We start from the raw sequence: 26,962 nt of genomic DNA, 5'->3' as shown, positions 1-26,962 counted from the left end.
ACTCAATTCAAACCCAGCTTCCCACGCAACGTCGACAAATCTTCAGCCAACGTATTTACCGGCCCAACCAACGCCTTGCGGTCGTTCTCTTTCACCTTGTCATACGTCTCAAAACCACCGTCCCTGGTTTTGTACTTGGTCAGAATCTTGTTCACGCTGGCGAAGTTCTTGTCGACCTTGGCAATAAACTCCGCGTCCTGCTGCTCGATCTGCGGACGGAACAGGTCGACGATTTTCTTCGCGCCGTCGATGTTGCCCTGGAAGTCATACAGGTCGGTGTGGCTGTAACGATCTTCTTCACCGGAGATCTTGGTCGCCGCGACTTCTTCAAGCAACGCGGCGGCACCGCCCACCACTTTCTCAGGCGGGAAGGTCAGGCCAGCCACGCGGGTTTGCAGGTCTTTGACGTCTTTGTTCAAGCCATCGGCCAGTTCATCGAGACCCTGGGTGCTGTTTTCCGAGAACAGCGAATACTCGATGCGGTGGAAACCGGTGAAGTCTTCAGCTTTCACGCCTTTTTCGTGGTCATCCACCCGCGAATCGATGGAAGCGTCCAGGTCACTGAACAGCTCGGCAATCGGTTCGATTGACTCGTAGTAAACCCGGGTCGGCGCATAGAGTTTTTTGGCGGTGGCCAGGTCACCTTTTTTCACCGCATCGGTGAACTGTTGGGTGTGGCTGGCCAGTTCATCCAGTTGCTCGGTGACGTAGATTTTGTAATCCGAAATCGGCTGCACCAGCTCCAGCGGCGCCGTCGCAGCGAAAGCCGAAAGCGGGGTATTGAGCAAGCCTAGGGTCAGCAATAACGCGAGTGGCGACTTTTTCATGGGACGGTTCCGTGTGGGGGGTATTCAGGCGTTGGTTTTGGGTGAGGTAGCGTCAAGCAGCGAGCGACCGATGAAGTCGTTGTCGCCCGTCACACCCGGCAGGGTGAAGAAGTAACCGCCGCCGACCGGCTTGAGGTATTCCTCCAACGGCTCGCCGTTGAGTCGGCTCTGCACGGTGATAAAGCCTTTTTCCAGATCGGCCTGGTAGCAGATGAACAGCAAGCCCATGTCCAGCTGACCGTTCTTATTCACGCCGTTGGAGTAGTTGAACGGTCGGCGCAGGATCAGGTTGGCCTGGGTCGCGGCCGTGCGCGGGTTGGCCAGGCGGATATGCGCGTCGAGTTTGGTCAGCTTGCCTTCCGGGTCTTTGGCGTAATCCGGGACCTGGGTTTCATGGGCGCCGTCCATGGGCGCGCCGGTGCTTTTGATGCGCCCGAGAATGCTTTCCTGTTCCTGCAAGGGCGTGCGGTCCCAGCGCTCGACGAAGTTGCGGATGATCCGCACCGCCTGGTAGCTGCCATGGGCGGCCCACGCCGGTTCGTCGCAGCCCGGTTGCACCCAGACGATGCTGTCCATGGCCTTGGTGTCGTTGGAATCCGGGTTCGCCGAGCCGTCACGAAAACCCAGGAAGTTGCGTGCGCTCTGCGCCGGCACACCGGGTTTCGTCGGGGCCTGGGGCGGCACGCTGCCTTCCTGTTTCCAGCGCACCAGCAGCAGGTCCGGCAGGTTTTTCACGATGTCGCGCAGGGCGTGGATGTTGGTGTCGGTGGTGTTGGCGCAGAGCTGCAAGCTCAGGTCGCCGTGGCAGCAATCGGCTTCCAGTGCGTCGTTGGGAAAGCCGACCATGCGCATCAGTCGTTTCGGTTTCGCACCTGCCAGGCCGAAGCGCTCGTCGAACAGCGACTCGCCCACCGACACGGTGATGGTCAGGTTGTCCGGCGTGACCACCGGGCCGAGGATTCCCGAATCCACCGGCGGCAGCTTCGGATCGACCTGAGCCACCGGGCCGCCCTGCATCAGGAACGCGATGCGTTCGTTGAGGGTGCGGAACAGCCGCTCAAGGTCTTCGCGATCACTGGCCAACACATCAAACGACACCAGCATGCCGGACGCCGGGCGTGGGGTGACGATGCCGGTCTGGTGCTTGCCGTGGAACGCCTGGCGGTCTTCGGTCTTGTCGCTGCTCGGTGCTTCGGTGACTTGCGCGGGGCTCGCGGCCATCGCCGGGCGGCTCAGTGCGGAGCCCGCCAGCGCGACACCGGCGGCGCCCATGCCCATCAATACCCGGCGACGCTGGAGGTTGAAGTGTTCTGAATCGTTCATCGGTTTGAGTCTTCTGCTTAAAGGCCGGAAAGGCCGAGGACGGGGTCGATTCCATCGAGTGCGTCGGCCAGCGCCTTGGCCTTGTCGGCGATCTGCTTACGCTGCTCGGCGCTCACCGTGTCGTAGCTCGCATAGCCGTCCTTGACCTTGAAGCCATTGAGTTCGGCGTCGAGGGCGGCGACAGCGCTGTCGATGTTCGGCAGCAACTCAGCGGCGGACTTGGTCAGTAACGGGCGCAACAGGTCGACGACTTTGCGGGCAGCAAAAAGGTTGGCGGCGAAACCGTTCAGGTCGGTGTGGCTGTAGCGTTCCTCTTCACCGCTGCTGGCGCGCACATCGGCGAGGCTGTGGAGATTGCGCGCGACAATGCTCACCAGTTGCTCCGGTGGCAGCGACTGGGCGAGCAGTTGCTGCTTGAGCGTGGTGACGTCGCTGCTCAGGCGTTGGGCAACCGGCGCCAGACCGTCGAGGTTGCGTTGCTGGAACAGCGCGTACTCGATGCGGTGGAAACCGCTGAAGGCCGGATCCTGTTCGCGTTTCTCGAAGTAATCGGCGCGGGGGTTGATCGCGTTGTCCAGTTCGGCCAGACGCTGGGCCGCTGGGGCGATCCGTTGATAGGCTGCGCGAGCGGGCACATACAGCGCTTGTGCCTGGCTCAGGTCGCCCGCCGCGATCGCTTGCTCAAGTGCGTTGACCGCTTTGATCAGCGCGCTGCCCTGGCTGCTCAGGTACACCCGGAATTCCGACAACGGCCCCACGAAAGCGACCATCGACGGTTTGGCCTTGGCCGCCGCTTCGGAAGCGGCAGTCGGGGTCACGTGCAAGGTGCCGCGCGGGTTGCTCAGCAGTCCACAGGTGATCGCGTAGTCGCCGGGCGCAAGGTTGGCATTGATCACCTGACTCAGGCCTGGCGCGATGTTTTCCCGCTCTTCGACCACCAGCACGCCGTCGAGGATTTCCCATTCCACCGCCCGATCCGAGCGATTGACGATGCGGAAACTGGCGTGGCCTGCCGGAACGGTCAGCGCATTCGGCTCGCAGCTGTGCGAGTGAATGGTCACTACGACTTCGTCATGGTTCGTCTGGCGCTTCGCTGCCGACATTTTCGAGGCGTAGTAGAACAGGCCACCGGCGGCGATCATCACGATCACCGAACCGGCCACCGCCCAGCGCAAGGCGCGGGGAGGCGAGGCCTGGGGAGGGGCTTGATTTGGCATGGGTGCCCTTACTGACAGGAAACGGAAGAAGGTTGTTTAGCCGGGCCGGGCGCGGGAAGAAAAAACATCACCAGCGCCACCACCAGGTAAATCAGATAGGCCCCGAGGGTGCTGACCGTCGGCGCGTCCTGGTAACCGAACATGCCGGCCAGCACCGAGCCCGCCGGGCCGTCCATCGGCAGCGTCGCACCGAAATCGAAGAGCACGGTTTGCAGGTGATTCCAGACTCCAGCTTCATGCAGCGCCTGCACCGAGTTGGCGAGAATGCCGGCCGCCACCACGAGGATGAAAAGTCCGGTCCAGCGGAAGAACGCGCCGAGGTTCAGGCGCATGCTGCCGGTGTAAATGAGGAAGCCGACGATGATTGCCAGGATCAAGCCGAGGAGGGCGCCGATCGGTGCCGCCGGGCCTTCGCTCTGCTGGAACACGGCGAGCAGGAAGAACACCGTCTCCAGGCCTTCACGGGCCACGGCGAAAAACACCATGGCGATCAGCGCGGTTACTTGATGCTTGGACCCGGTGAGCGCGTGATCGAGGGAGACGTGCAGCGAATGCTTGATCGAGCGCGCCACTTTGCGCATCCAGAACACCATGGAGCTGAGAATGCCGACGGCCACCAGGCCGACCACGCCTTCAAACAGTTCCTGTTGTTTCTGCGGGAACTCGGCACTGACCAACTCCAGACCACCACCCACCAGCAGGGCCAGCGCCACGGCGAGGAACACGCCGATCCACACGGCCGGCATCCACTGGCCACGGCCGGTCTGCTGGAGGTAGCTGGCGATGATGCCAACGATCAACGCGGCTTCAATGCCTTCGCGCAGCATGATCAGAAAAGGAACAAGCATTCAGCACCGTCTCGGGATTAGATAGGGTGCTAATTTGTAACATAATGACACTCATTCCCAAATGGCATTCATTGACATTTACCTGAACCTAACCTGAACAACCCTGAATATCCCCCCGCCTCTGTAGGAGCGAGGCTTGCCCGCGAAGAACGATTACACCGTTTCAGGGTAAGACCGAGTCGCCTGCTTCGCGGGCAAGCCTCGCTCCTACAGGATTGGGTCGCTGTGCGCTAAGATGCCGGCACTCAAACAAGATCAAGGGCCACCCCGCTCAATGTCGGAAAAAGACACCATCGCCATTCAACTGGTGCGCGAAGCACTGTTGCAAAGCTGCGCCCCCGGAGCCGCCACCGACGAGGTGTTGAACAAGGTCGGTATCGATCCCGCGTTGCTGCAAACAACCGATGCCCGGGTCCCGGCCACCGCTTATGCCCGTCTGTGGCGTTTACTGGCCCGGCGCGGGGATGATGAGTTTTTTGGCATGGATCCGCGCAAGCTCAAATCCGGCAGTCTTGAGTTTCTTTGTCGCAGCTCGATGATTCAGCCAAGCCTGGCGGCCGGCCTGACATCTGGCCTGAGCTTTCTGTCGTTGATGCTTGAACGCATGCCCGCGCAATTGGTTCGTCAGCAAAGCCTGGCGGAGATCGTGTTGCTGGAAGACGACCAGGACCCGCGCCGTGCCTTTACCTATTTCACCTACTGGATGATCGTCCACGGCGTTGCCTGTTGGCTGGCAGGGCGGCGGATTCCGATCCTGGCCATTGAGTTGCGCTGCCCGGCACCGGATTTCTGCGATGACTATCAAGTAATGTTCTCCGAGAACCTGCGGTTCGACCGGCCACGCACGCGGATGATTTTCTCCGCGGATTGCCTGGACCTGCCGATCAAACGCAGTCCGGAAGAGCTCAAGCGGTTCCTGGCCCACGCGCCGGCGAATATTCTGGTCAAGTACCGCGACCCGGAGAGCCTGGCGAGCCGGATCAAGCATGACTTGCGCCAGTTGCCCGCCGAACAGTGGCCGGAGACCGAACCTCTGGCACAGCAACTGTGCATGTCGGCCTCGACCTTGCGCCGGCGGCTGGCAGAAGAAGGGCAGACTTACCAAGGGCTCAAGGACAGCGTGCGCAAGGAGTTGGCGATTGTGTGGCTGGCCGAGCCACACATCAGCTTTGCCGAAATTGCTACGCGGTTGGGGTTTGCTGATGCGAGTTCGTTTTATAAGGCGTTTCGCAAGTGGTCGGGGTCCAATCCTGGGCATTACCGGAGTTTGATCCTGAACGAGGCGAACTGATCCGGGGTTTGTGTTGACTGGGCGGGCCTCTTCGCGGGCAAGCCTCGCTCCTACAGTGGGTTGTGCCGTTCGCAATAATTACAAACCCCACAAAGCCCCGTAGGAGCGAGCGGGCGGCGATCCGACTTGCCCGCGAAGGCGCCAGCCCAGGCAACACACCCCTTGAACCTTGGCCAAACCAGTCAGACAACTTGATAGCTTTGACCATTGCCCCGATCCCCGCGCGGAGCGAGTATTTCTGTGGTTTTACGGTTCCCCCAACCTAATAAAAATACAGAGGGATTCTGGCAATGCGCGATTACTTGTCTGCCACATCACAGTTCAATTATCAGCACACCGTCGACGCCGCTCTCGCGGGCGATTTGACCGCCCTCAACGCCTGTGTCGAGTGTTGCGACCGGCACGCATTGCCGGGGCGCATTGCGCTGTTCTGGGAAGGCCGCGACGGCGCCAGCGCAACCTACACTTTCAGCGATTTGCAGGACAAAGCCGCGCGCTTTGCCAATTTCCTCCTGGCCCAGGGCGTGAAGAAAGGCGACAAGGTCGCCGGCCTGCTGCCACGTAACATCGAATTGCTGATCACCGTATTCGCCACCTGGCGCATCGGCGCGGTCTATCAGCCGCTGTTCACCGCCTTCGGCCCGAAAGCCATCGAGCACCGCCTCAACTGCTCTGGCGCCAAAGTGGTGGTCACCGACGCAGTCAATCGCTCCAAACTGGCTGAAGTCGCCGACTGCCCGACCATCGTTACCGTCGCCGGCCCCAAAGGCCAGGGCATCGTCCGTGGCGATTACAGCTTCTGGGCCGAACTGGCCAATTATTCCCATGAGTGCGAACCGGTGTTGCTGACCGGTGAAGACCCGTTCCTGCTGATGTTCACCTCGGGCACCACTGGCCCATCGAAAGCCTTGTCCGTTCCGCTCAAGGCCATCGTCGCGTTCCAGAGTTACACCCGCGACGCCGTGGACCTGCGCCCAGAAGACGCGTTCTGGAACGTGGCGGATCCGGGCTGGGCCTATGGCATCTATTTCGGCGTCACCGGGCCCATGGCGATGGGGCATCCGATCACCTTTTACGACGGCCCGTTCACCCTCGAAAGCACCTGCCGGGTCATCAACAAGTACGGGATCACCAACCTCACCGGATCACCGACGGCCTACCGCCTGTTGATTGCAGGGGGTGACGAATTCGCCAAATCGATCAAGGGCAAACTGCGCATTGTCAGCAGTGCCGGCGAGCCGCTGAACCCGGAAGTGATCCGCTGGTTCGCCGACAACCTCGGCGTGGTCATTCACGACCATTACGGCCAGACCGAACTGGGCATGGTCCTGTGCAATCACCACGGCATCGAACACCCGATCCACATGGGCGCTGCCGGGTTTGCCTCGCCGGGCCACCGCATCGTGGTGCTCGACGACGAATACAAAGAACTTGGCGTCGGCCAGCCAGGGATCCTGGCCATCGACCGCACCCAGTCGCCGATGTGCTGGTTTGCCGGTTATGAAGGCGCACCAACCAAAGCGTTTGTCGGCAACTATTACCTGAGCGGCGACACCGTCGAGTGGAACCCTGACGGCAGCATCAGCTTCGTCGGCCGTAGCGATGACGTGATCACCACTTCCGGCTATCGCGTGGGTCCGTTCGACGTGGAAAGCGCGCTGATCGAACACCCGGCGGTAATAGAAGCCGCCGTGGTCGGCAAGCCAGATCCGGAGCGCACCGAGCTGGTGAAAGCCTTCGTGGTCATCGGTTCGCAATATCGCCCGACGCCGGAACTGGCCGAGGAACTGCGTCAACACGTACGCAAGCGTCTGGCGGCGCATTCGTACCCGCGTGAAATCGAATTTGTCAGCGAATTGCCGAAAACCCCAAGCGGCAAACTGCAGCGCTTTATCTTGCGCAACCAGGAAATCGCCAAGGCTCAAGAGGCCGCCGCGAAGAACGTTTCAGCTTGAATCCAAGGAAACAATGATGCAGATCGAAAACAAGGTTTTTCTCGTCACCGGCGGTGCGTCGGGCCTCGGTGCGGCCACCGCTGAAATGCTGGTCGCGGCCGGCGCCAAGGTGATGCTGGTGGACATGAACGCCGAAGCCGTTGCAGCCCAGGCTGAACGCCTCGGCGCGCAAAGCGTGGTGGCCGACATCAGCGACGAAGCAGCGGCCGAAGCCGCCGTGCAGGCGACGGTGAAAGCCTTCGGTGGCCTCAATGGGCTGGTCAACTGCGCCGGCATCGTGCGGGGCGAGAAGATCCTCGGCAAGAACGGCCCGCACGCGCTGGCCAGTTTCAGCCAGGTGATCAACGTCAACCTGATCGGCAGCTTCAATATGCTGCGTCTGGCATCGGCGGCCATCGCCGAAACCGAAGCGGATGCCGACGGCGAGCGCGGTGTGATCATCAACACCGCTTCTGCAGCGGCGTACGATGGTCAGATCGGCCAGGCCGCGTATGCCGCGTCCAAAGGCGCGATTGTCAGCCTGACCTTGCCCGCCGCACGTGAACTGGCGCGCTTCGGCATCCGCGTGATGACCATCGCCCCCGGCATTTTCGAAACCCCGATGATGGCCGGCATGACCCCGGAAGTCCGCGCATCCCTGGCGGCCGGCGTGCCATTTCCGCCGCGCCTGGGCAAACCGGACGAGTATGCCGCGCTGGTCAGGCATATCATTGAAAACAGCATGCTCAATGGCGAGGTGATCCGTCTCGACGGTGCCTTGCGCATGGCCGCCAAGTAAGGAGATTGTCATGACTATTGCCAACGATCCCATCGTAATCGTCAGCGCCGTCCGCACCCCGATGGGCGCTTTCCAGGGCGAACTGAAAAGCCTGACCGCACCGCAACTCGGAGCGGCGGCGATCAAAGCAGCGGTCGAACGCGCCGGTATCGCGCCTGAAGCGGTCGAAGAAGTGCTGTTTGGCTGCGTACTGCCCGCCGGCCTCGGCCAGGCCCCGGCGCGGCAAGCCGCGTTGGGCGCGGGGCTGGATAAATCGACCCGCTGCACCACCCTGAACAAGATGTGCGGCTCGGGCATGGAAGCGGCGATTCTGGCCCACGACATGCTCGTCGCCGGCAGCGCCGACGTGGTCGTCGCGGGCGGTATGGAAAGCATGTCCAACGCGCCATACCTGCTGGACCGCGCCCGCAGCGGTTACCGCATGGGCCATGGCCGCGTGCTCGACTCCATGTTCCTCGATGGCCTGGAAGATGCCTACGACAAGGGCCGCCTGATGGGCACCTTCGCCGAGGATTGCGCCGAAACCAACGGTTTCACCCGTGAAGCTCAGGATGCGTTTGCCATCGCTTCGACCACCCGAGCGCAGCAGGCGATCAACGACGGCAGCTTCAAGGACGAGATCGTGCCGCTCACCGTGACCGTCGGCAAAGAGCAGGTGCTGATCGGCAACGACGAACAGCCACCGAAAGCCAAACTGGACAAAATCACCTCGCTGAAACCGGCGTTCCGTGAAGGCGGCACCGTGACAGCGGCCAACTCCAGTTCGATTTCCGATGGTGCGGCGGCATTGGTGTTGATGCGTCGTTCCGAAGCCGACAAACGCGGCCTCAAACCGCTGGCGGTGATCCATGGCCACGCGGCATTCGCCGACACGCCGGGCCTGTTCCCGGTGGCACCGATCGGCGCGATCAAGCGGCTGATGAAGAAAACCGGCTGGTCGCTGAACGATGTCGATCTGATCGAAGTCAACGAAGCCTTCGCCGTGGTCGGCATGGCTGCCATGACTCACCTGGAAATTCCCCATGAGAAACTCAACGTGCACGGCGGCGCTTGCGCCTTGGGCCACCCGATTGGTGCGTCTGGCGCGCGGATCCTTGTGACCTTGCTTTCGGCCCTGCGCCAGAAAGGCCTGAAACGCGGCGTTGCGGCGATCTGCATCGGCGGCGGTGAAGCCACGGCCATGGCCGTGGAATGCCTCTATTGACGCTGCCCCTGTAGGAGCGAGGCTTGCCCGCGAAGAGGCCCTGTCAGTCGACATCTATGTTGAATGACACACCGCCTTCGCGGGCAAGCCTCGCTCCTACAGGGAAAGGTGCACCGAAGTTTATTTTTAAGGACTAGGCATGATTCCCAATGACGAACAACTTCAGATCAGCGACGCCGCCCGGCAGTTTGCCCAGGAACGGCTGAAACCGTTCGCCGCCGAGTGGGACCGCGAGCATCGTTTTCCCAAGGAAGCCATCGGCGAGATGGCCGAACTGGGCTTCTTCGGCATGCTGGTGCCGGAAGAGTGGGGCGGTTGCGACACCGGCTACCTGGCCTACGCCATGGCCCTGGAAGAGATTGCGGCCGGTGACGGCGCCTGCTCGACCATCATGAGCGTGCACAACTCGGTGGGTTGCGTGCCGATCCTCAAGTACGGCAATGACGATCAGAAAGAGCGCTTCCTCAAGCCCCTGGCCAGCGGCGCAATGCTCGGGGCCTTTGCCCTGACCGAACCGCAGGCCGGTTCCGACGCCAGCGGTCTTAAAACCCGCGCGCGGCTGGAAGGCGATCACTACGTGCTCAACGGCTGCAAGCAGTTCATTACCTCCGGGCAGAACGCCGGGGTGGTGATTGTGTTTGCGGTGACCGACCCGAGCGCCGGCAAGCGGGGCATCACGGCGCTGATCGTGCCGACCGATTCGCCGGGCTACAAAGTCGCGCGGGTCGAAGACAAACTCGGTCAGCACGCCTCCGACACCTGCCAGATCCTGTTCGAAGACGTAAAAGTGCCGGTGGCCAATCGATTGGGTGAGGAGGGCGAGGGTTACCGTATCGCCCTGGCTAACCTCGAAGGCGGCCGTGTCGGCATCGCCTCGCAATCGGTGGGCATGGCCCGCGCCGCGTTTGAAGCGGCCCGCGACTACGCCCGGGAGCGTGAGAGCTTCGGCAAGCCGATCATCGAGCATCAGGCGGTCGCGTTCCGCCTGGCAGACATGGCAACCCAAATCGCCGTCGCCCGGCAAATGGTGCATTACGCCGCCGCGCTGCGTGACAGCGGCAAACCAGCCCTGGTCGAAGCCTCCATGGCCAAACTGTTCGCCTCGGAAATGGCCGAGAAGGTCTGCTCCTCAGCGTTGCAAACCCTCGGCGGTTACGGTTACCTGAACGACTTCCCGCTGGAGCGGATCTACCGCGACGTGCGGGTGTGCCAGATCTACGAAGGCACCAGCGATATTCAGCGCATGGTTATTTCGCGCAATCTTTAAGAAGGAAATCTTTATGACGTATGAAACGATTTTGCTGGAAACCAAAGACCGCGTAGGCCTGATTACCCTCAACCGTCCGCACGCGCTGAACGCGTTGAATGCGCAGATCGTCAGCGAACTGAACCACGCCCTCGATGGCCTGGAAGCCGACCCGAACATCGGCTGCATCGTGCTGACCGGCTCGAAAAGAGCCTTTGCCGCTGGCGCCGACATCAAGGAAATGGCCGAGCTGACCTACCCGCAGATCTACCTCGATGACCTGTTCAGCGACAGTGATCGCGTGGCCAACCGCCGCAAGCCGATCATCGCTGCGGTCAACGGTTTCGCCCTGGGCGGTGGCTGTGAACTGGCGCTGATGTGCGACTTCATCCTGGCCGGCGACAACGCCCGGTTCGGTCAGCCGGAAATCAACCTCGGCGTGCTGCCGGGCATGGGCGGCACCCAGCGCCTGACCCGCGCTGTGGGCAAGGCCAAGGCCATGGAAATGTGCCTGAGCGGGCGTTTGATCGACGCAGTAGAAGCAGAGCGCTGCGGGATCGTCGCGCGGATCGTTCCGGCGGATGAACTACTGAAAGAAGCGCTGGAAGTCGCGGCGTTGATCGCCAAGAAGTCGCTGCCGATTGCGATGATGGTCAAGGAAAGCGTCAACCGCGCGTTTGAAGTGAGCTTGTCCGAAGGCGTGCGTTTTGAGCGTCGAGTGTTCCATGCGGCGTTTGCGACGCAGGATCAGAAGGAAGGGATGGCGGCGTTTATTGCCAAGCGTGAGGCGAAGTTCAAAGGTAAGTAATAAGCCGTTTTCAGTGACGCTTTCGCGGGCAAGCCTCGCTCCTTGGTTTATCGGTGTTCGCATGAACGACTCGTAACCTTGTAGGAGCGAGGCTTGCCCGCGAAGCTTTTGGGCGGCCACTTATAAGCTAGCATTAAACACTTGAGAAACATCCCGAACAAAATGAATGAGTTATGGCCATTACTTCGCCTGTATTCGATCCCCGGAACCTCAACTATCGTGAATTTTGCCTGGACGCAAACCGAGGCTTCAGGACGAAGCCGTCGTTTCAGGGTTAATCACTTTATTCGAGGTTTACATGACCATTTGCCATTTTGTGCACGCCCAATGCGGCACGCTGATATCACACGTTCCTCAAGGTTCTGTTCTGGCCAACGAGCCTATGAAAGACGACATTGTCTATTGGCCGCAAAACCCGACCCAAGCATTGTTGGTGACCCGACGAACCGTTGTGATTGAGGAGGACGGCACGACATCGGTATTTTTCGCCGTGCGGGAAATGCCGCCCAGCGAACCCGATATGAGCGTGGCCATTCAGACCACACGCGCCGCGACTTCGGTGGCATAAGCCTATGATGCCTTCGCGGGCAAGTCGAATCGCCGCCCGCGAAGCTTTCAGGTGTCACACCAGATAATTTTTCAACTCGCGGGCAATCACCATCCGCTGTATTTCGCTCGACCCTTCATAAATCTGCGTGATCCGTGCATCCCGGTAATACCGCTCCACCGGGTAATCCTCCAGATACCCATACCCACCATGAATCTGCATCGCCGACGAGCAGACTTTCTCGGCCATCTCCGACGCAAACAGCTTCGCTTGCGAAGCTTCGGACAGGCACGGCTTGCCGGCGCTGCGTAACCGCGCTGCGTGCAGGATCAGCAAACGCGCTGCGTTCAGCCGGGTGTGCATGTCGGCCAGCATATTGGCGATGCTCTGGTGCTCGATGATCGGCTTGTCGAACTGCACCCGATCCCGTGAATAAGCCAGTGCGGCTTCGAACGCCGCCCGTGCAATGCCCAACGCCTGCGCGGCGATGCCGATGCGGCCGCCTTCGAGGTTGGACAGGGCGATGGCCAACCCCTTGCCGCGATCACCCAGCAGGTTGGCTTCGGGAATCGTGCAGTTGCTCAACGTCACCGCGCAGGTGTCGGAGGCGCGAATGCCCATTTTGTGTTCGGTGCGGTCAACGATAAAACCGGCGGTATCGGTCGGTACCAGGAACGCCGAGATGCCGCGCTTGCCCAGGTCCGGATCAGTCACGGCAAACACAATCGCCAGTTTCGCCCGCTTGCCATTGCTGACGAATTGCTTGGCGCCGTTGATCACCCATTGGCCGTCGCGCAGTTCGGCGCGGGTGCGCAGGTTATGCGCTTCGGAGCCGGCTTGTGGCTCGGTCAGGCAGAAGCAGCCGATCGCCTGGCCGCTGGCCAGGTCCGGCAACCACGCTTGTTTCTGTTCTTCAGTGCCGTAGTTGAGCACCGGGCCGCAGCCCACGGAGTTGTGGATGCTCATCAGTGCGCCCGTGGCGCCGTCGCCGGCCGAAATCTCTTCCACTGCCAGGGCGTAGGCGACGTAGTCGACATAAGTGCCGCCCCATTCTTCAGGCACCACCATGCCCAACAGGCCCAGTTCGCCCATCTTCGCCACCAGACCGTCATCGATCCAGCCAGCCTTTTCCCAGGCTTGTGCGTGGGGCGCGATTTCGCCACGGGCAAAGTCCCGGGCCATGTCGCGGATCATGACTTGTTCTTCGCTCAATTCGATATCGTGCATGGCTCAGCTCCCGCTCTGGTCAAAACCGCTGAAAAAACTCGCGACGTGCTCGGCGTCCAGCGCCTGCGAGGTCGGCGGGTTCCAGCGTGGTTTTTTGTCTTTATCGATCAGCAAGGCGCGCACGCCTTCGATCAGGTCGCCGCGCTCAAACCACTGACGGTCCAGGTGCAGCTCAAGGGCGAAGCAGTCTTCCAGACTCAAGTGCCGACCACGGCGCAGCATTTCCAGGGTGACGCCCATCGCCAGCGGTGAACGGCTCTCCAGCAAATCAGCGGTGGTCGTGGCCCATTCATGGCTGTCGGCGACCGTTACTTCTCGCAGTTGCTCAACAATACTCGGCACATCGGGCAGGGCGAAGAAATGATCGATAGCCGGGCGCAGGGCTTTTAAAGGCGCATCGGGGAGTTGTTGCACCGCGAATTTCGCCAGCAGACCCTGAAGGTCCTTGAGCGGCGTGTCGCGCCATTCGAGCTGATCGAGTTGCTCGTCGAGGGTGCCCAGCTTGTCGCTTTCCAGGTACCAGTCGGCCAGACCGCAATAGAGCGCATCGGCCGCGCGGATCTGCACGCCACTGACGCCGAGATAAATCCCCAGTTCACCGGGGACCCGTGGCAGGAAGTGGCTGCCACCGACGTCCGGGAAATAACCGATGGCCACTTCCGGCATCGCCAGACGGCTCTTCTCGGTGACCACCCGCAAGTCTGCGCCTTGCACCAAACCCATGCCGCCGCCCAGAACAAAGCCGTCCATCAAGGCCAGCACCGGTTTGCGGTAGTGGTGAATGGCAAGGTCGAGGGCATATTCCTCGACGAAGAAATCTTCGTGCAGCGTGTCGCCACTTTTGAAACTGTCATACAGCGAGCGAATATCGCCGCCGGCACAGAACGCTTTCTCGCCGGCACCGCGCAATACCACGGCGTGAACCTGCGGGTCCTGTGCCCAGGCGTCGAGCTGGCGCTGAAGGAGGCGGACCATGTCGAGGGTAATAGCGTTGAGGCCGGCGGGGCGGTTGAGGGTCAGGTGACCGATGTGGTTGCGAACCTCGGCCAGCACTTCGTTTTGCGTGGCATCCATGGACGAAGTCCCCTTCGATGAAACCTGAGCAGTCATCACTAACTCCCTGCTTTTATTGTTCTTTATAGAGAAGCTCGCGCGCGAGCGATCCCGGATCGTACCAGTGCAAATTTGTGATGTACAACCGGGATATATGCAGGCTCAGTTTGCGTTTTTGCCTTATGAAAGAATCAAATCCTGTTTTTCGAACAAATGCGTTTGCAGCACTTGAGCGCACAACAGCAGCGCGTGTTTTGCCTCATCGTAACGAGCCGGGTAATTGACGAAACCATGAGGCATCCCGATGTACTCCTTGTGCTGAACCGGCACATCAGCCTGCATGAGTCGACGCACATACTCCCGGCCTTCGTCCCGTAATACGTCACACTTAGAGGTGATGATCAGCGCTCGCGGCAAGCCTCGCAGATTTTCATGTTGCACCGGCGAAAGCCTCGGATCCGCGCGCGATACATCTGGCGGCACGTAGTGCGCGATATACCATTCGAGCATTTCTGCCGTCAGCCCGTGTCCTTCAGCGAACTCGCTGTGGGAAGGGTTGTCCGCCACGCAATCGAGCAAGGGATAGAGCAGCAGTTGAAACACGATCCGTGGTGAGCCCCGCTCAAGGGCCCATTGGCAAATGACGGCCGCCAGTCCACCGCCTGAGCCGCCGCCGGCCACCGCCATTCGCGAAGGATTCAGCCCCATGGCCGGGCCGTGGTCGACAACCCATTCGGTCGCTGCGCAGCAATCTTCTACCGCAGCAGGAAACACGTGCTCCGGTGGCCGTGCGTAGTCCACAGCCACCACCGCGCAGCCTGCCCACTCGCACATGTGTCGGCAAAAGCCGTCGTGGGTGTCCAGATCGCCGGTGACCCAGCCGCCACCATGGAAAAACATCAGCACCGGGAAGGGGCCAGAGCCAGCAGGGGTGTACATCCGCAGCGACAGTGATCGTCCATGGCTTTTGATCGACAGGTCGCGAACGCTGACGACCATTAACTTCCGCAACGCAGTTCTGGCACTTTCCACGCGGGGTCCTGAATCTTGCTTTTTGACCGTCACAACTCTATCTCGCAGGCTGTTGCCTCAGTGGTGAGTTCAACCACATATTCTTTACTGATCAAATCGCTGACCGCCAGGCACATCAACGTCGGCGGGTGCCCCTTGAAAAACTTCTTGTGCGCTTTGGCAATGTCCGGCCAGAACTTCATGCTGGTGGTGTAGATGCGGATCCCGATGATGCTTCGCCGATCGACGCCAAGCTGCTTGATGGAGTTCTCAATGATCTCCAGGCAACGCAGGGTCTGCTTATACGCATTACCCGGTTTAAAGGGTTTTCCTTTGTCATCGAACGCCACGGTGCCCCCCATCAAAATCCGCTCACCGACCCGAATTGCCCGGCAGTACCCGGCAATTTTTTCCCACGGCGCTTGTGAAAAAACACGTTGAATTTTCATTGCCCATCTCCTTTGCCCAGATCAATGGGCAGTGATTTCAGTCCACGAAATTGCAAATTGTTGTCACGCCAGATCGCAGGTTTGTCGGCAATCAGGCTCAACTTGGGAAAGCGCTTGAACAGCGAGGTGAAAACGACTTCGGCTTCAAGGCGGAACAAGGCGGTGCCCATGCAGAAGTGCTCACCCCGACCAAACGCCAGGTGATCGTTGTGTTCACGGCGAATATCAAATCGGTCAGGGTCGGTAAATTTCGCGGAGTCACGATTGGCGGAGGCACGCATCAGGTAAACCAGATCGCCTTTTTTCATCGTGACGCCATGGATCAACACATCCTCGTTGAGCACGCGATGGCTGAACGAACCGGCGGAATCGAAGCGCAGCATCTCCTCGATGGCCGGTCCGACCAGGTTCAGGTCTGCCTTCAGGGCTGCAAACTGATCGGGATGCTCAAGCAGGTGCAACAAGCCGATGCACAGCTGATCTGCGCTGGTGGTGTAGCCCGCGACCAGGATGAAGACGATCTGCGCCAGCACCTGATCGGTGCTCGAATCGCTCTCCGTGCTGGCCTCGAGAATCCGGCTGACCAGATCATCTTCAGGCTGGTTTCGACGCCGCTCGATGACATCGGCGAAATAGGCGTACATCTCTTCAACGCCTTGCAGAGCCTGTTCAGGCCCGAAGCCCGGGTCCAGGCTGCCAACCAGAAAGATCAGGATGCAATCCGTCCAGCGCCTGAGCTTCAGCGCGTCTTCGCGAGGTATGCCGTAGAGATGGGCGAGGATCAGCGCCGGAACGCGGTTGAACAGGTTCGCCATCAAATCCGTCTGCGGTTCGAGACCGGACAGCTCGCTATCGGTGATCGCCTGCATGGTTTGACGCAAGGATTCAATGGTGCGCGGCGTGAACGCTTTGCCCAGCAGATGGCGACTGTCCTTGTGCGCCTTGCCATCCTGCGAGTACATCCATTCGGACGCGAGTTTGACGAACGTGGCCAGTTGCGCGCGTTTTTCCGGCGGCACCTGGGCATCGACCAGTTGTTGCATGCGATTCGAGGAGTAGCGTTCGGTGTCTGCCTGCGCGGCGAACACATCGCTGTATCGAGTCAGAAACCAGGCCTGGAAGTGCGAACACCAATAGACCGGGTGATGCTCTCGCAGCCAGGCGTAGGCCTCATAAGGGTCACGAACGGTTTCGCGACGGGTGAAATCGAGCAGCAATTCAATGTCCATTTCACTGCTCCTCGTACAAAGCAGCGGTGAATTGCTGGAGGTAGTTCGGATTATCGATGGGCGCGCTGATCAGTTCCGGCGGCGGCTGCAGCAACGTGGCCAGCAAGGAAAGCCGAGATTCGGTAGCGTGAGCAATCAAATCGGCGTAGTTAGCGACCAGTCCTTCTTCGCTCAACGACGTTGCAAACACGCTGATGACGTCATCGAGTATTTCCTGCGATACAAGCTGATTGCTCTCGACCTCCGCGATGATCAGTTCAAGGGCCCGGGCATAGGTCAGGGCCAATGCCTGGCGATGTGAAACTTCATTCGTACTGTCGCACTGCTCGACAATCCTCTTTTCAATGCGCTGGGCAATGTTGCCCGCAGGCCGCGAGGCAAACCGTGGCCGGTTCACCGCGTCCCTGGCCACTTGATAGGCCATGACACTGTTGTCGCCAGCAAAGGTGATGCTGATCTCGCAATCCATGCACAGCGTGACGATCTGGTTGTAATGGTGAAATCCCTGAGAGCCGCACAGTTCACGGCACATGCGCATAACGTCCAGCCCCATCCAGGTGCCGACACTTTTGGCGATGGCCGCGAGAATATGCAGCTCTTTGCGTTTGTCCGGCTGATCCCACATGGCTTCGAAGCACGACAGGATGGCTTGCTCCAAAAGCTTCAGCGCGAGAACCTTCAGCTGTTCAACGTAGAGCCGTTGCCGAATCAGCGGTTTAGCCAAGAGGGGTTCGTTGGCTTCGGCATTTTTTACCAGTCGATGGGAAACAAAACGATACGCCAGGTGAGCGCACAGCTGCGCACCGCCCCGAGCGGCAGCCAGCAGAAACAGACGCTCCTGAATGAATGTCTCCATGGCGCGGGTTGCGCGCTGCTCTCTGGGAACGTCGCTGATAAATTGACCCTCAGCGGTGAACCGGGCATGCCGTTGCATCATCGCGTCCAGCGGCAGATTCATCTCGCAGAAACGAATACCGGCCACTTGATTGGCGTGGATCCCGCCTTTGGGGTCGCAGGCCATGACCTTGACGCCGGACAACAACGGGCCGTTTTCCTGCTCACGGATCACCACCCGGAACCAGTGCAGTCCCTCGTCCTCGCCACTGACGATCAAACGCGTGAGCACCATGACCACTTGCGCCGCGTGCAGCGCATTGCCGATCCAGAATTTGCAGGCGGCGGGTGAGGGTGTGTGCAGAGTCAGGCAATTGTTTCGGGGATCAAAGGTGGCAGTGGTTTGCAGGTTGCGCACATTGGAGCCGCTGTTGATCTCGGTGCAGCCAAAGGCGTAGACCGCGCTCATTGCGATGGCTTCCTGACGGTAGCGCGCGACCTGCTGTGCATCACCCTGAGCAAACAGCGTATTGCAGGCGATCATGTGGTCGACAATCGATGAAAACAAGGCGTAGTCAAAAGCGCCAACGGTTGCGGTGCACTCCATCATCTGTCGGAAGTCAGCCTGGCAGGCTTGACCGAGCCACTTGTCATTGGTGATCTGGCCGGCCTGGAAGATTTCGCGCATGCGAGCGATGGTCAGTTCCATGTACTCGCGCAATGGCAGGTGATGGCGGGTCCGTGCGTCGAACAGGGGGTGCCGCAGCATTTTCAGCAGTGGGTCGCTCATGAAACATCCCTCTCGTAGATTTCGAAAAAAACGGTTTCGAAACCACCAGAGCCAGAGGGCTGGCAGAGCAGAGAACAACAGAATCCTTCGAATACGAATCACGTACCCGAAGCATTCGCGAACAGCGAAATACGCGAAGGACTGCGTGTTGTTTCTTCTGGGAGATGCGGTTCTGTCAAAGCGCGAAGGCAGCGTCGCCACTCAACAATGTCGAGTGTTTCTCCATAGCCAGACTTCTTCCATGTCATCGCTACTGGACATTACGGCGTGCCAGACTTCGTAGTGAAAGGCAGACAACTCTATGCGGTACATTTTGACTTTAGCAGATTGTCCGAGAGGTGCTGCCCTGACCGTTGGCCGCCCCTAGACACTACGGGACAGGACTTCACCAATACTGCGACGTTTGGCGTGTAACTCACTGATATGGATCAGTTGTTCAAGGTCTTGCGGGGTGACATCGAAGAACGCTTCCATGTCTGCCAGGGCCAGTTTCAGGTCTTGTGCGGTGATCGCCTGGCTGTCGATCGGCGGATGATCGGCCGGCACCATATCCACCGGCTCGCTCGCGCGTTTGGGGTAGCGAATGCGGGTCAGGTTGTTATAGGCCAGGGCACTTAGCAGCAGGGTCGATGCGCCGAGCATCACTGGGCCGAGGGCTTTCCAGTCCATTGCGATGGTCGCCGGGTCTGCCAATACCAACAGCAGCGCCAACGCCCCGGCCGGTGGGTGCAGGCAACGCAGCCAGCACATCAGAATCAACGCCATGCCAGCCGCCAAGCAAGCGCTGTCGAGGGTTCGTCCGAGTACGTGAGCGACCAGCAGCGACACGACGCCGGCGCTCAAATATCCGCCCAGAATCGACCACGGCTGGGCGAGGGCGCCGGATGACACCGCGAACAGCAACACGGCTGATGCGCCCAACGGCCCGATCAGATGCTGGGCCACTTCCATCCCGAACACTTGAGCGCAAATCCAGACGGTGAACATCGTGCCCAGGGACATGCCGAGGGCGGCGCGGCTCCATTCGGAAGGTCGGGTGTTGATGGCGGCAGGTAACCAGCGAGCAAGCATGATGGAATTTATCCGTAGACAAAAAGCTCAAGCAAAAAAAAGGCTTAGCTGGGAAACCCAGAAAGCCTTTGAAGTAGTTCCAACTATTGGGGGAGGAACGAAGCACAGTGTGCCGTTCATTACCGATGCTGACAAATTCATATTAATGCAGTTTGAGTGCATTATTTTTGCTGTAAGGCGACTCGACGACCACTCATGAAACACAGAAACCCGCCCATGGCCGTCAGCGCGCTCAGGGCATAAAACATCGTGGGCGCCGGCGTGTGCATCAGCAGGAAACCGCAAATCACCGGGCTTAGCGCACCGCCGAGGGCCGCGAGGTTCTGTGCGCCGTAGTAACTGCCGCGCAGTTCTTCCGGGGCCAGGGTGTCGACGAAGAGGAATTCGGCGGGGTAAATGATCATTTCACCGAGGGTGAAGATGAACATCGCCACGCACCAGCTCACCAGGCTGTCCGCCAGGCTGAAGCCGATCAGCCCGACGATAAACAGGCTGGTGCCGCCTGCGATCCAGTAACGCAGCTGCTCACGCTTGAGAAAGCGGCCGATCTGGTATTGCAGCAGGATCACGCTGATGGCGTTGCACGCGAGCAGGGCGGCCATGGTTTCCAGCGCGCGCTTGGAGTCATGGGTCACCAGCAGGTATTGCGACAGGTACAGGGTGAAACGGCCGTGGACCACGGTGCTGAGCAGGCAGCCGCAGGTGAACATGATCAGCGTGCGGTCGTTCTTCAGGGTGATCAGCGTCTTGAGAAAACTTTGGGGCTGGCCGATCGCAGGTGCCTGGGCCGAGTCCTTGGGAATCCCGATCATCAGGAAAATACTGAAGAAGGCGATGCCGCCGGCAATCAGAAACGGCGCTATCGGGTACACGCCGGCAATCACCACGCCGAGCATCGGGCCGGTGGCGTAGCCGATGTTGGTCAGGGTGTAGCGCAGCGAAAAGGCTTTGGCGCGCTGGCCCATGGGCAGGTTTTCGCTGAGGATCGCCTTCGAGCCGATCAGGAACAGCGCCGAGGCGGTTTCGGTGATCACCAGGGTGGCGGTGGTCAGGTAGAGGTTTTCGGCGAAAGTCAGCAACACGAAGCCGATGGCGCTGGAGAGCATGGCGAGGATCAGCAGCCGACGCTTCTCAAGCCGGTCGATGATGTAACCGCCGTAGAGCGCAAGCAGGGTGGCGATAAACACCGCGATGCCCAGCAGCAAACCAACGTCCTGTTGGTTGAGGCCGAGCTTGTTGCTCAGGAACAACGTGAGCAACGGGCTGGTGATGGCGCGGCTGACGACGATGGTCAGCGAAACGATCATCAACCGGCGGATTACGAGCGAGTAAGTGGCCACGGTGAGGCAAATATCCTTATTTAGATTTTGTAGTGTTCGACGCGGGACCGAGTGACGGCCATCGCGAGCAGGCTCGCTCCCACATTTGGAACGCATTCCCCTGTGGGAGCGAGCCTGCTCGCGATGGGGCCCGCAATGGAAACACAAGATTCAAGTCAGCCACCGATCCAGCGAGCGAACCGATTCCAGCGCATCCAGCCGCCACAATTGCTCAAGCAATTCCCCAGCCCGCTCCCGCGGCATCACCCGCATCGCCAGACTGAAGAACTTCTCCTCCAGCGCCTCATCACTCAACGGATTCCCCGGAGCGCCCAGTGGTGGGTCGACACAAAGGCTCACGCGCCGACCGTCCACGGTCCGCACGCTGATGACGGGCTCGCCATCCTCTGACAGTTGCGGATCCACTTCAAGACGAATGCGCGACATCCAGTGAGCAATCCGTGGATCGCTCCGTTGTGCATCGTCATACGCTTCCAGTCGGCAATGACCATGAACCAGCCGGGCGGCGAGGGCATACGGCAAACTCATCTGCGCCGCCGCCAGGGTGCTGACATCCTGCCCGCCGCACATGTCCTGAAGAAACCCGCACAACGTGACTTCGATGTCTTCAACTTGATCGGTGTTGACCTGCAGTTGATCCAGCAGCAACCCCAACGCATCGATCGCCGAATGCGTCCCCCGGCACGCCGCGTAGGGCTTGATCGAACAGCGGGCGAGTTTCCACACGACGCCCAGATCCGCATCGAGCGCGCTCGGGTCGCAAGCCACGCCGGCCAGGGTCCTGAGGAATCCGCCCCAGACATCCTCAAACAACTTTTTCGGCCCGCTGATGCCTTGTTGCGCAAACCGCGCGGCCAGCAATCCACCTTCGGCCGCTCGACCGCTGTGCAGCTTTTTACTCTGCGAGCCGTCGTGGATGAAGGCCCACAAACCACCGCTGAAACTGCCAGCGATGCCCAGTGCCGACACGGTTTGCGCGGCGTTCAGTCCGAGAATCCGCGCACTGGCCGCCGCGGCGCCGAACACCCCGCAGGTCGCGGTCGAGTGCCAGCCAGCGCCGTTGTGCGCCGAGTAACCGCCACAGGCTTCAAGCACGCGCCGGCTGACTTCGTAGCCAATCACCACCGCGGTAATCAACGCGCGACCGTTGACCGGTTCCGTCTGCATCGACACCGCGGCCATGACCGCCGGCAGCACCACCGCGCCGGAGTGATCGCAGCCACCGGTATCGTCCAGTTCCAGGGCATGGGCGGCGATGCCGTTGAGGATCGCCGCCTGAGCTGCACCGACGCGCAGGTCGGTGCCCCAGACCAAAGTGTCGCCGGCTTCACCTGCAAATATCTGACGTGCCTGTTTCGCCACTTCGCTGTCGGCCCCGGCCAGGGTCACGCCGAAGGTGTCGAGAATGTGCCGCTTGGCTTGCGCCACCAAGGCCGGTGGCAAGTCTTCAAAACGGGTGTCGACGCAGAATTGCGCCAGGCGCTGCATGCGTTCAGTCATACGAGGTAACCCCGATAATGCCTTTCATACACCGATGCCGGGTGATCCTCGGTCACGGGTGCTGCCGAAACCGCCCACCATTGCGCGACTTCGCCGGCCGTGGCGATCCACACGTCATCGTGCTGCTGGATGCCTTGAAGCAATTCGCGCAACACGCCAATCCGCCCCGGCGTGGCGATGATTTCCGGGTGCAGGCGCAGCACGTAACACAGGCCAAAGCGGTGAAACCCGGCGAAGTCCATTTGCAGGTTGCCCAGGGTGTGGCTGTAAGAGGCGATTCGCGATTGCGCCGGCGGCACCGCCGGGCTGAGGTTGAAGGCGAAGTAGGGTTCGTCTTCCAGTTCGTAGTGCAACGGCAACTCGATGACTTCGGGAGCCGTGGGGTGAGCGAAGGGCAAATCATCACCGCGCCACGACGAAGACCAGCGAATGCCTTGGTCCCTCAACGTTTCGATGAAGCCCGGCGCACCGTTACCGGCCGGGATGCGAAACCCGGTCGGACGCTGGCCGGTCAACGCCGTCAGCGCCTCGCATCCCTTGGCGATCTCGGCGCTTTGTTCGGCGAGATTGAGCAGGTCGTAGTTCTGATGGCGATAACCTGCGCAGGCAATCTCATGCCCGCCGGCCTGAATCGCCCGAATGTGTTGCGGGTTTTCTTCGGCGACGATGCCCGGGATGCACCAGCTGCTTTTTACGCCGAGTTCGGCGAACAGATCGAGCAAACGGTCGACGCCGCGCTGGGTGCCGTAACGCCAGACCGACAGCGTCTTGTCGCGCCCGGCGACTTCCGGCGCTTGAGTCAGGATGCCGTGGATGTCGTTGTAATCGACGGTCAGGACCACGGCGCAGCGATAACCTTTGGGCCAGACAGTGGAATCAGCCATGGTGATGCTCCTTGAGCCACCACTGGGCGACATCGCGGCAGGTGGCAAACCAGACGTCGTCGCGCTGACGCATGTGTTCGAAGAGTTTTTCCAGCAGCAGGATGCGCCCGGGTTTGCCGGTGATCTTGGGGTGGAACAGGGTGGTCAGGCACAGGCCTTCGTTCATTGCGCCGTCGAACTCGCGGCACCAGTTATCCAGCGTCAGTGCGTAACTGGCGGTGCGGTCCAGCCCGGAAGGGAAGTCCGGAGCGCGGGTGTAGGCGAGGGAGGCGTAGTCGTCCATTTCCCAGCGGCCGGGGATTTCCACCAGCGGCGTTTCATGGCCCGGCACTTTCACCAGGTACGGCCGGTCATCGCCACGCATGCTGCTGGAATAGGTCACGCCCGCTTCCACCAACATCGCCGGCGTCTCGGCCCGCCAGTCGCCGGACGGGGTGCGGAAACCTTCGGCGCGGATGTTCAGGTGTTTCCAGAACACCTCGCGGGATTTCTTCATTACGTCCTTTTGCTGTTCCAGCGTCAGGGCGTAAAAGGATTCGTGTTTGTAGCCGTGGTACGCCACCTCATGCCCGCGCTCGACAATCGCCTGGCACTGTTTCGGCCAGTTTTCCACGACCCAGGCCGGGACAAAAAACGTGGTCGGGATCCGGTATTCGTCGAGCAAGTCGAGGATGCGTGGCAAGGCCCGGTAAGGGCCATAACCGCCGAAACCGAAGTACTCGGGCTTGCGCCAGATCGAGCCGTTGAGCATGGCATCGCCGGTCGGGCCATCAAGGTCAAAGGCCAGGGCGAGGCAGGCTTTGTGCGGGGCGGGCCAGGTGGGTTGGGGCGAGGAGGACATCGTGGCACTCCGGGAATTTATAGACATAACGCAACCCCTGTAGGAGCGAAGCTTGCTCGCGATAGCGGTGTGTCATTCAACAGAGATGTCGACTGACACGGCCCTATCGCGAGCAGGCTCGCTCCTACAGGGCAAGCATTACTTGCCGGCGTTAATGGTCACTGTCTTGATCGCACCCAGTTCCAGGTCCCATTTCTTCAGGATTGCCTGGTAGCTGCCGTCATCCACCATGCTTTGCAACGCGACTTTCAGCGCTTCACTCAGCTCCGGCTTTTTCTTGCTCACGCCCAGCCCGGTGAACTGCGAAGAGATCGGCAGGCCCACGGTCTTGTACATGTCCTTTTCCTGGGTCTTGAGGTAAGGCAGGGTCTCGCTGCCCTGCATCGCCGCGTCGATACGGCTCTGACGCAGTTGCGCGCGGGCATCGGCCGAGCCTTCGGTGCCGACTACCACGATGGCCGGTTTGCCGGCGGCTTCGCAGTTGGCCTTGCTGTATTCAGCGATTTCCGCCGGGAAGGTAGTGCGGCGGCTGGTGCCGACTTTCTTGCCGCACAGGTCGGTGATCTCGTTGAAATCCTTGTTTTTCTGCAAGGTGTAGAACTGCGGACCGCTGGTGAAGTAGTCGACGAAGGTCACGCTGGCCTGGCGCTCGGCGGTGTCGGTCATGCCGGACATCACCATGTCCACGCGGTCGGTGGTCAACGCGTTGATCATTTGCTCGAAGCCGGTTTCCTGCCATTTGATCTTCACGCCCAGACGTTCGGCCAGGGCGTTGCCTAGGTCAACGTCGAGACCGGTGAGGGTGTTGGTGGCCGGGTCCTTGAAATCCATCGGCGGGTAGTTCGGCATGATCGCAACCACGACCTCGCCTTTTTCCTTGATGCTGGCCGGAAGCTCCGCGGCGAAGGTGAAGCCGGATGCCATAACGCTTGCGAGTACTGCTGGGATAACTATGTTCTTCATGGTCGTTCTCTTATGAGTGTTGTTACGCCAACGGCGCTTAGGTTCGAACGGCAGAAATGAAGCTTTGGGTGCGCGGGTTTTGCGGACTTATTAGTATTTCTTCGGGGCTTCCAGCCTCCACGATCTGCCCGCCGTCCATGAACACCATGCGGTTGGAAACCTCGCGAGCGAAGCCCAGTTCATGGGTGACGACGATCATGGTCATGCCGGTTTGCGCGAGGTCGCGCATCACCGACAGCACCTCACCGACCAGTTCCGGGTCGAGTGCCGAAGTGGGTTCATCGAACAACATCAGCTTGGGACGCATGGCCAGGGCACGGGCAATGGCGACGCGTTGTTGCTGACCACCCGAAAGCTCGATCGGGTAGCTGTTGCGCTTGTCGGCCAGGCCGACGCGGGCGAGCAGTTCCAGGGCTTCTTCTTGCGCCTCTTTGGGCGAACGCTTGAGCACCTGACACGGCCCTTCGGTGATGTTTTGCAGCACCGTCATGTGCGGAAACAGGTTGAAACGCTGGAACACCATGCCGGTGGCCAGGCGTTGACGGGCGATCTGCGACTCGTTGAGTTCGTGCAGTTTGTTGCCGACGACGCGGTAGCCCACCAGTTCGCCGTCGACCCAGAGGCCGCCCTTATCGATCTTTTCCAGCTGGTTGACGCAACGCAGCAAGGTACTTTTGCCGGAGCCGGACGGGCCGATGATGCACAGCACTTCGCCTTGCTCGACTTCGATGTTGACGTCCTTGAGGGCGTGGAACTGGTCGTAATACTTGTTCAGGCTCACGGCCTTGACGATGTTTCGCATGTTCAACTCCTCAAGAACGCTTGCCGGCGCCGCGAGCGAAACGACGCTCCAGACGACTTTGACCAAAGGACAGCACGGTGACCGTCGCCAGGTACCAGATACCCGCGACGATGAGCAGCTCCATCACCCGGGCGTTGGCGTAGTAGATGTTCTGGGCGTTGTAGAGCAGTTCCGAGTACTGGATAACGCTCGCCAGGGAGGTCATTTTCACCATACCGATGAATTCGTTGCCCACTGGCGGAATGATCACCCGCATGGCCTGGGGCAAGATGATCCGGCGCAGCGCCTGCAGGCGGGGCATGCCGATCGACTTCGCTGCTTCGTACTGGCCGGTGTCCACCGACAGCAGGCCGGCACGCACCACTTCGGCGGTGTAGGCGCCCTGGTTGATGCTCAAGCCAAGCAGGGCCGCCACGAACGGTGTCATCAGGCTCACGGTGTCCATTTCGAACACCCCGGGGATGCCGATCGTGGGGAAGATCAGCGCCAGGTTGAACCACAACAGCAGTTGCAGGATCAGTGGCGTACCGCGAAACAGCCAGGTGTAGGTCACCGCCACGTAGCGCAGGATCGGGTTGGCCGACATGCGCATGATCGCCGTGATCACCCCGAAGACGATGCCCAATGCCATCGCCAGCACCGCCATCACGATGGTGTTAAGCAAGCCCCACATGATCGCTTGCGAGGTGAGGAACTGGCCGATGTACGACCATTCGATCTTGCCTTCGGCGAAGGCCCGTACCAGCCCGAGAATGGCAATGACGATCACGGTGGCGAAGAAAATCCGCCCGTAGTAACGCCGGGGCACATGGTGGTACTGGGTGATATCGAACTGGTTTTCCGCCAGTTTTCGCTCCGACTGGAGTCGTTCTGCCTGAGTCTGGCTCATGTTGGTTCTCCGTACACTGTTCTTTCAGGTCCACC

The 26,962-nt window shown here is 60.3% G+C and carries 25 protein-coding genes; 7 read left to right on the top strand and 18 right to left on the bottom strand.

All coding sequences use genetic code 11. From position 1 onward, the window contains the following. Positions 1 to 2: 2 nt before the first annotated feature. Genes efeO (ACYZTY_RS14005) through efeU form a run of 4 tightly spaced genes read right to left on the bottom strand, consistent with a single transcriptional unit; the run spans position 3 to position 4,215 of the window. Positions 3 to 827, bottom strand: coding sequence for an iron uptake system protein EfeO (gene efeO, locus ACYZTY_RS14005; protein WP_461958993.1), 825 nt, complete (start codon positions 825 to 827; stop codon positions 3 to 5). A 24-nt stretch (positions 828 to 851) separates the two neighbouring features. Further along, a complete protein-coding gene (gene efeB / locus ACYZTY_RS14000) occupies positions 852 to 2,150 on the bottom strand; it encodes an iron uptake transporter deferrochelatase/peroxidase subunit (RefSeq protein WP_461958992.1) in 1,299 nt (432 codons plus the stop codon). A gap of 17 nt (positions 2,151 to 2,167) precedes the next feature. Further along, positions 2,168 to 3,367 carry an iron uptake system protein EfeO gene (gene efeO, locus ACYZTY_RS13995; protein WP_461958991.1) on the bottom strand — a complete coding sequence of 400 codons (1,200 nt, stop codon included), beginning with the start codon at positions 3,365 to 3,367 and terminating at the stop codon, positions 2,168 to 2,170. Positions 3,368 to 3,375: 8 nt separating this feature from the next. Next, positions 3,376 to 4,215: an iron uptake transporter permease EfeU gene (gene efeU / locus ACYZTY_RS13990; RefSeq protein WP_461958990.1), complete on the bottom strand. Its 840-nt coding sequence runs from the start codon at positions 4,213 to 4,215 to the stop codon at positions 3,376 to 3,378. Between the two features lie 274 nt (positions 4,216 to 4,489). Between efeU and ACYZTY_RS13985 the strand changes: the two genes are divergently transcribed. From ACYZTY_RS13985 to ACYZTY_RS13955, 7 genes are all read left to right on the top strand, one after another. After that, positions 4,490 to 5,506 (top strand): AraC family transcriptional regulator, encoded by a 1,017-nt coding sequence (locus ACYZTY_RS13985; RefSeq protein WP_461958989.1) that lies wholly within the window; start codon positions 4,490 to 4,492, stop codon positions 5,504 to 5,506. 290 nt (positions 5,507 to 5,796) lie between these two features. Next, the gene (locus tag ACYZTY_RS13980) at positions 5,797 to 7,461 is read left to right on the top strand and encodes an AMP-binding protein (protein ID WP_461958988.1); all 1,665 of its coding nucleotides are present in this window, start codon (positions 5,797 to 5,799) and stop codon (positions 7,459 to 7,461) included. Positions 7,462 to 7,477: 16 nt separating this feature from the next. Continuing rightward, positions 7,478 to 8,239, top strand: a complete 762-nt coding sequence (locus ACYZTY_RS13975) for an SDR family NAD(P)-dependent oxidoreductase (protein ID WP_109631732.1) — start codon at positions 7,478 to 7,480, stop codon at positions 8,237 to 8,239. 10 nt (positions 8,240 to 8,249) lie between these two features. Beyond that, positions 8,250 to 9,443, top strand: coding sequence for an acetyl-CoA C-acyltransferase (locus tag ACYZTY_RS13970; RefSeq protein ID WP_461958987.1), 1,194 nt, complete (start codon positions 8,250 to 8,252; stop codon positions 9,441 to 9,443). 139 nt (positions 9,444 to 9,582) lie between these two features. Continuing rightward, entirely contained in the window at positions 9,583 to 10,710 is a 1,128-nt protein-coding gene (locus tag ACYZTY_RS13965; RefSeq protein WP_109631727.1) for an acyl-CoA dehydrogenase, read from the top strand. 13 nt (positions 10,711 to 10,723) lie between these two features. Further along, positions 10,724 to 11,497 (top strand): enoyl-CoA hydratase, encoded by a 774-nt coding sequence (locus tag ACYZTY_RS13960; protein ID WP_461958986.1) that lies wholly within the window; start codon positions 10,724 to 10,726, stop codon positions 11,495 to 11,497. A 382-nt stretch (positions 11,498 to 11,879) separates the two neighbouring features. Further along, positions 11,880 to 12,065, top strand: a complete 186-nt coding sequence (locus tag ACYZTY_RS13955; protein WP_461958985.1) for a hypothetical protein — start codon at positions 11,880 to 11,882, stop codon at positions 12,063 to 12,065. A 54-nt stretch (positions 12,066 to 12,119) separates the two neighbouring features. Here ACYZTY_RS13955 and ACYZTY_RS13950 read toward each other — a convergent pair whose 3' ends face one another. The 14 genes from ACYZTY_RS13950 to ACYZTY_RS13885 form a co-directional block, all read right to left on the bottom strand. After that, entirely contained in the window at positions 12,120 to 13,271 is a 1,152-nt protein-coding gene (locus ACYZTY_RS13950; RefSeq protein ID WP_461958984.1) for an acyl-CoA dehydrogenase family protein, read from the bottom strand. Between the two features lie 3 nt (positions 13,272 to 13,274). Then, a complete protein-coding gene (locus tag ACYZTY_RS13945) occupies positions 13,275 to 14,381 on the bottom strand; it encodes an enoyl-CoA hydratase/isomerase family protein (RefSeq protein ID WP_461958983.1) in 1,107 nt (368 codons plus the stop codon). A gap of 123 nt (positions 14,382 to 14,504) precedes the next feature. After that, positions 14,505 to 15,389, bottom strand: a complete 885-nt coding sequence (locus ACYZTY_RS13940) for an alpha/beta hydrolase (protein ID WP_461958982.1) — start codon at positions 15,387 to 15,389, stop codon at positions 14,505 to 14,507. After that, positions 15,386 to 15,784: a Rid family hydrolase gene (locus ACYZTY_RS13935; protein WP_461958981.1), complete on the bottom strand. Its 399-nt coding sequence runs from the start codon at positions 15,782 to 15,784 to the stop codon at positions 15,386 to 15,388. The genes ACYZTY_RS13940 and ACYZTY_RS13935 overlap by 4 nt, the downstream gene beginning before the upstream one ends. Further along, on the bottom strand, positions 15,781 to 17,013 hold the full coding sequence (locus ACYZTY_RS13930; protein ID WP_461958980.1) for a cytochrome P450: 1,233 nt from the start codon (positions 17,011 to 17,013) through the stop codon (positions 15,781 to 15,783). Before ACYZTY_RS13930 ends, ACYZTY_RS13935 begins: the two co-directional genes overlap by 4 nt. 1 nt (position 17,014) lies before the next feature. Further along, complete coding sequence (locus ACYZTY_RS13925; RefSeq protein ID WP_461958979.1) at positions 17,015 to 18,637, bottom strand: acyl-CoA dehydrogenase family protein; 1,623 nt, start codon at positions 18,635 to 18,637, stop codon at positions 17,015 to 17,017. A gap of 363 nt (positions 18,638 to 19,000) precedes the next feature. Next, positions 19,001 to 19,708: an HPP family protein gene (locus ACYZTY_RS13920; protein WP_461958978.1), complete on the bottom strand. Its 708-nt coding sequence runs from the start codon at positions 19,706 to 19,708 to the stop codon at positions 19,001 to 19,003. A 161-nt stretch (positions 19,709 to 19,869) separates the two neighbouring features. Then, positions 19,870 to 21,048, bottom strand: a complete 1,179-nt coding sequence (locus tag ACYZTY_RS13915; RefSeq protein ID WP_461958977.1) for an MFS transporter — start codon at positions 21,046 to 21,048, stop codon at positions 19,870 to 19,872. 150 nt (positions 21,049 to 21,198) lie between these two features. After that, positions 21,199 to 22,548 (bottom strand): MmgE/PrpD family protein, encoded by a 1,350-nt coding sequence (locus ACYZTY_RS13910; RefSeq protein WP_461958976.1) that lies wholly within the window; start codon positions 22,546 to 22,548, stop codon positions 21,199 to 21,201. Next, positions 22,545 to 23,432, bottom strand: a complete 888-nt coding sequence (locus ACYZTY_RS13905) for a polysaccharide deacetylase family protein (RefSeq protein WP_461958975.1) — start codon at positions 23,430 to 23,432, stop codon at positions 22,545 to 22,547. The genes ACYZTY_RS13910 and ACYZTY_RS13905 overlap by 4 nt, the downstream gene beginning before the upstream one ends. Continuing rightward, the gene (locus tag ACYZTY_RS13900; protein WP_461958974.1) at positions 23,425 to 24,273 is read right to left on the bottom strand and encodes a polysaccharide deacetylase family protein; all 849 of its coding nucleotides are present in this window, start codon (positions 24,271 to 24,273) and stop codon (positions 23,425 to 23,427) included. Before ACYZTY_RS13900 ends, ACYZTY_RS13905 begins: the two co-directional genes overlap by 8 nt. Positions 24,274 to 24,411: 138 nt before the next feature. Continuing rightward, complete coding sequence (locus ACYZTY_RS13895; RefSeq protein WP_461958973.1) at positions 24,412 to 25,236, bottom strand: ABC transporter substrate-binding protein; 825 nt, start codon at positions 25,234 to 25,236, stop codon at positions 24,412 to 24,414. A 37-nt stretch (positions 25,237 to 25,273) separates the two neighbouring features. Then, a complete protein-coding gene (locus ACYZTY_RS13890) occupies positions 25,274 to 26,038 on the bottom strand; it encodes an amino acid ABC transporter ATP-binding protein (protein ID WP_461958972.1) in 765 nt (254 codons plus the stop codon). Positions 26,039 to 26,048: 10 nt separating this feature from the next. Beyond that, entirely contained in the window at positions 26,049 to 26,927 is an 879-nt protein-coding gene (locus tag ACYZTY_RS13885) for an amino acid ABC transporter permease (protein WP_438659850.1), read from the bottom strand. Positions 26,928 to 26,962: the final 35 nt, after the last annotated feature.

Source organism: Pseudomonas sp. LB1P83 (assembly GCF_054897885.1).
The sequence above is the reverse complement of the archived record's forward strand: the minus strand, read 5'-3'. Positions and strand labels throughout refer to the sequence as shown.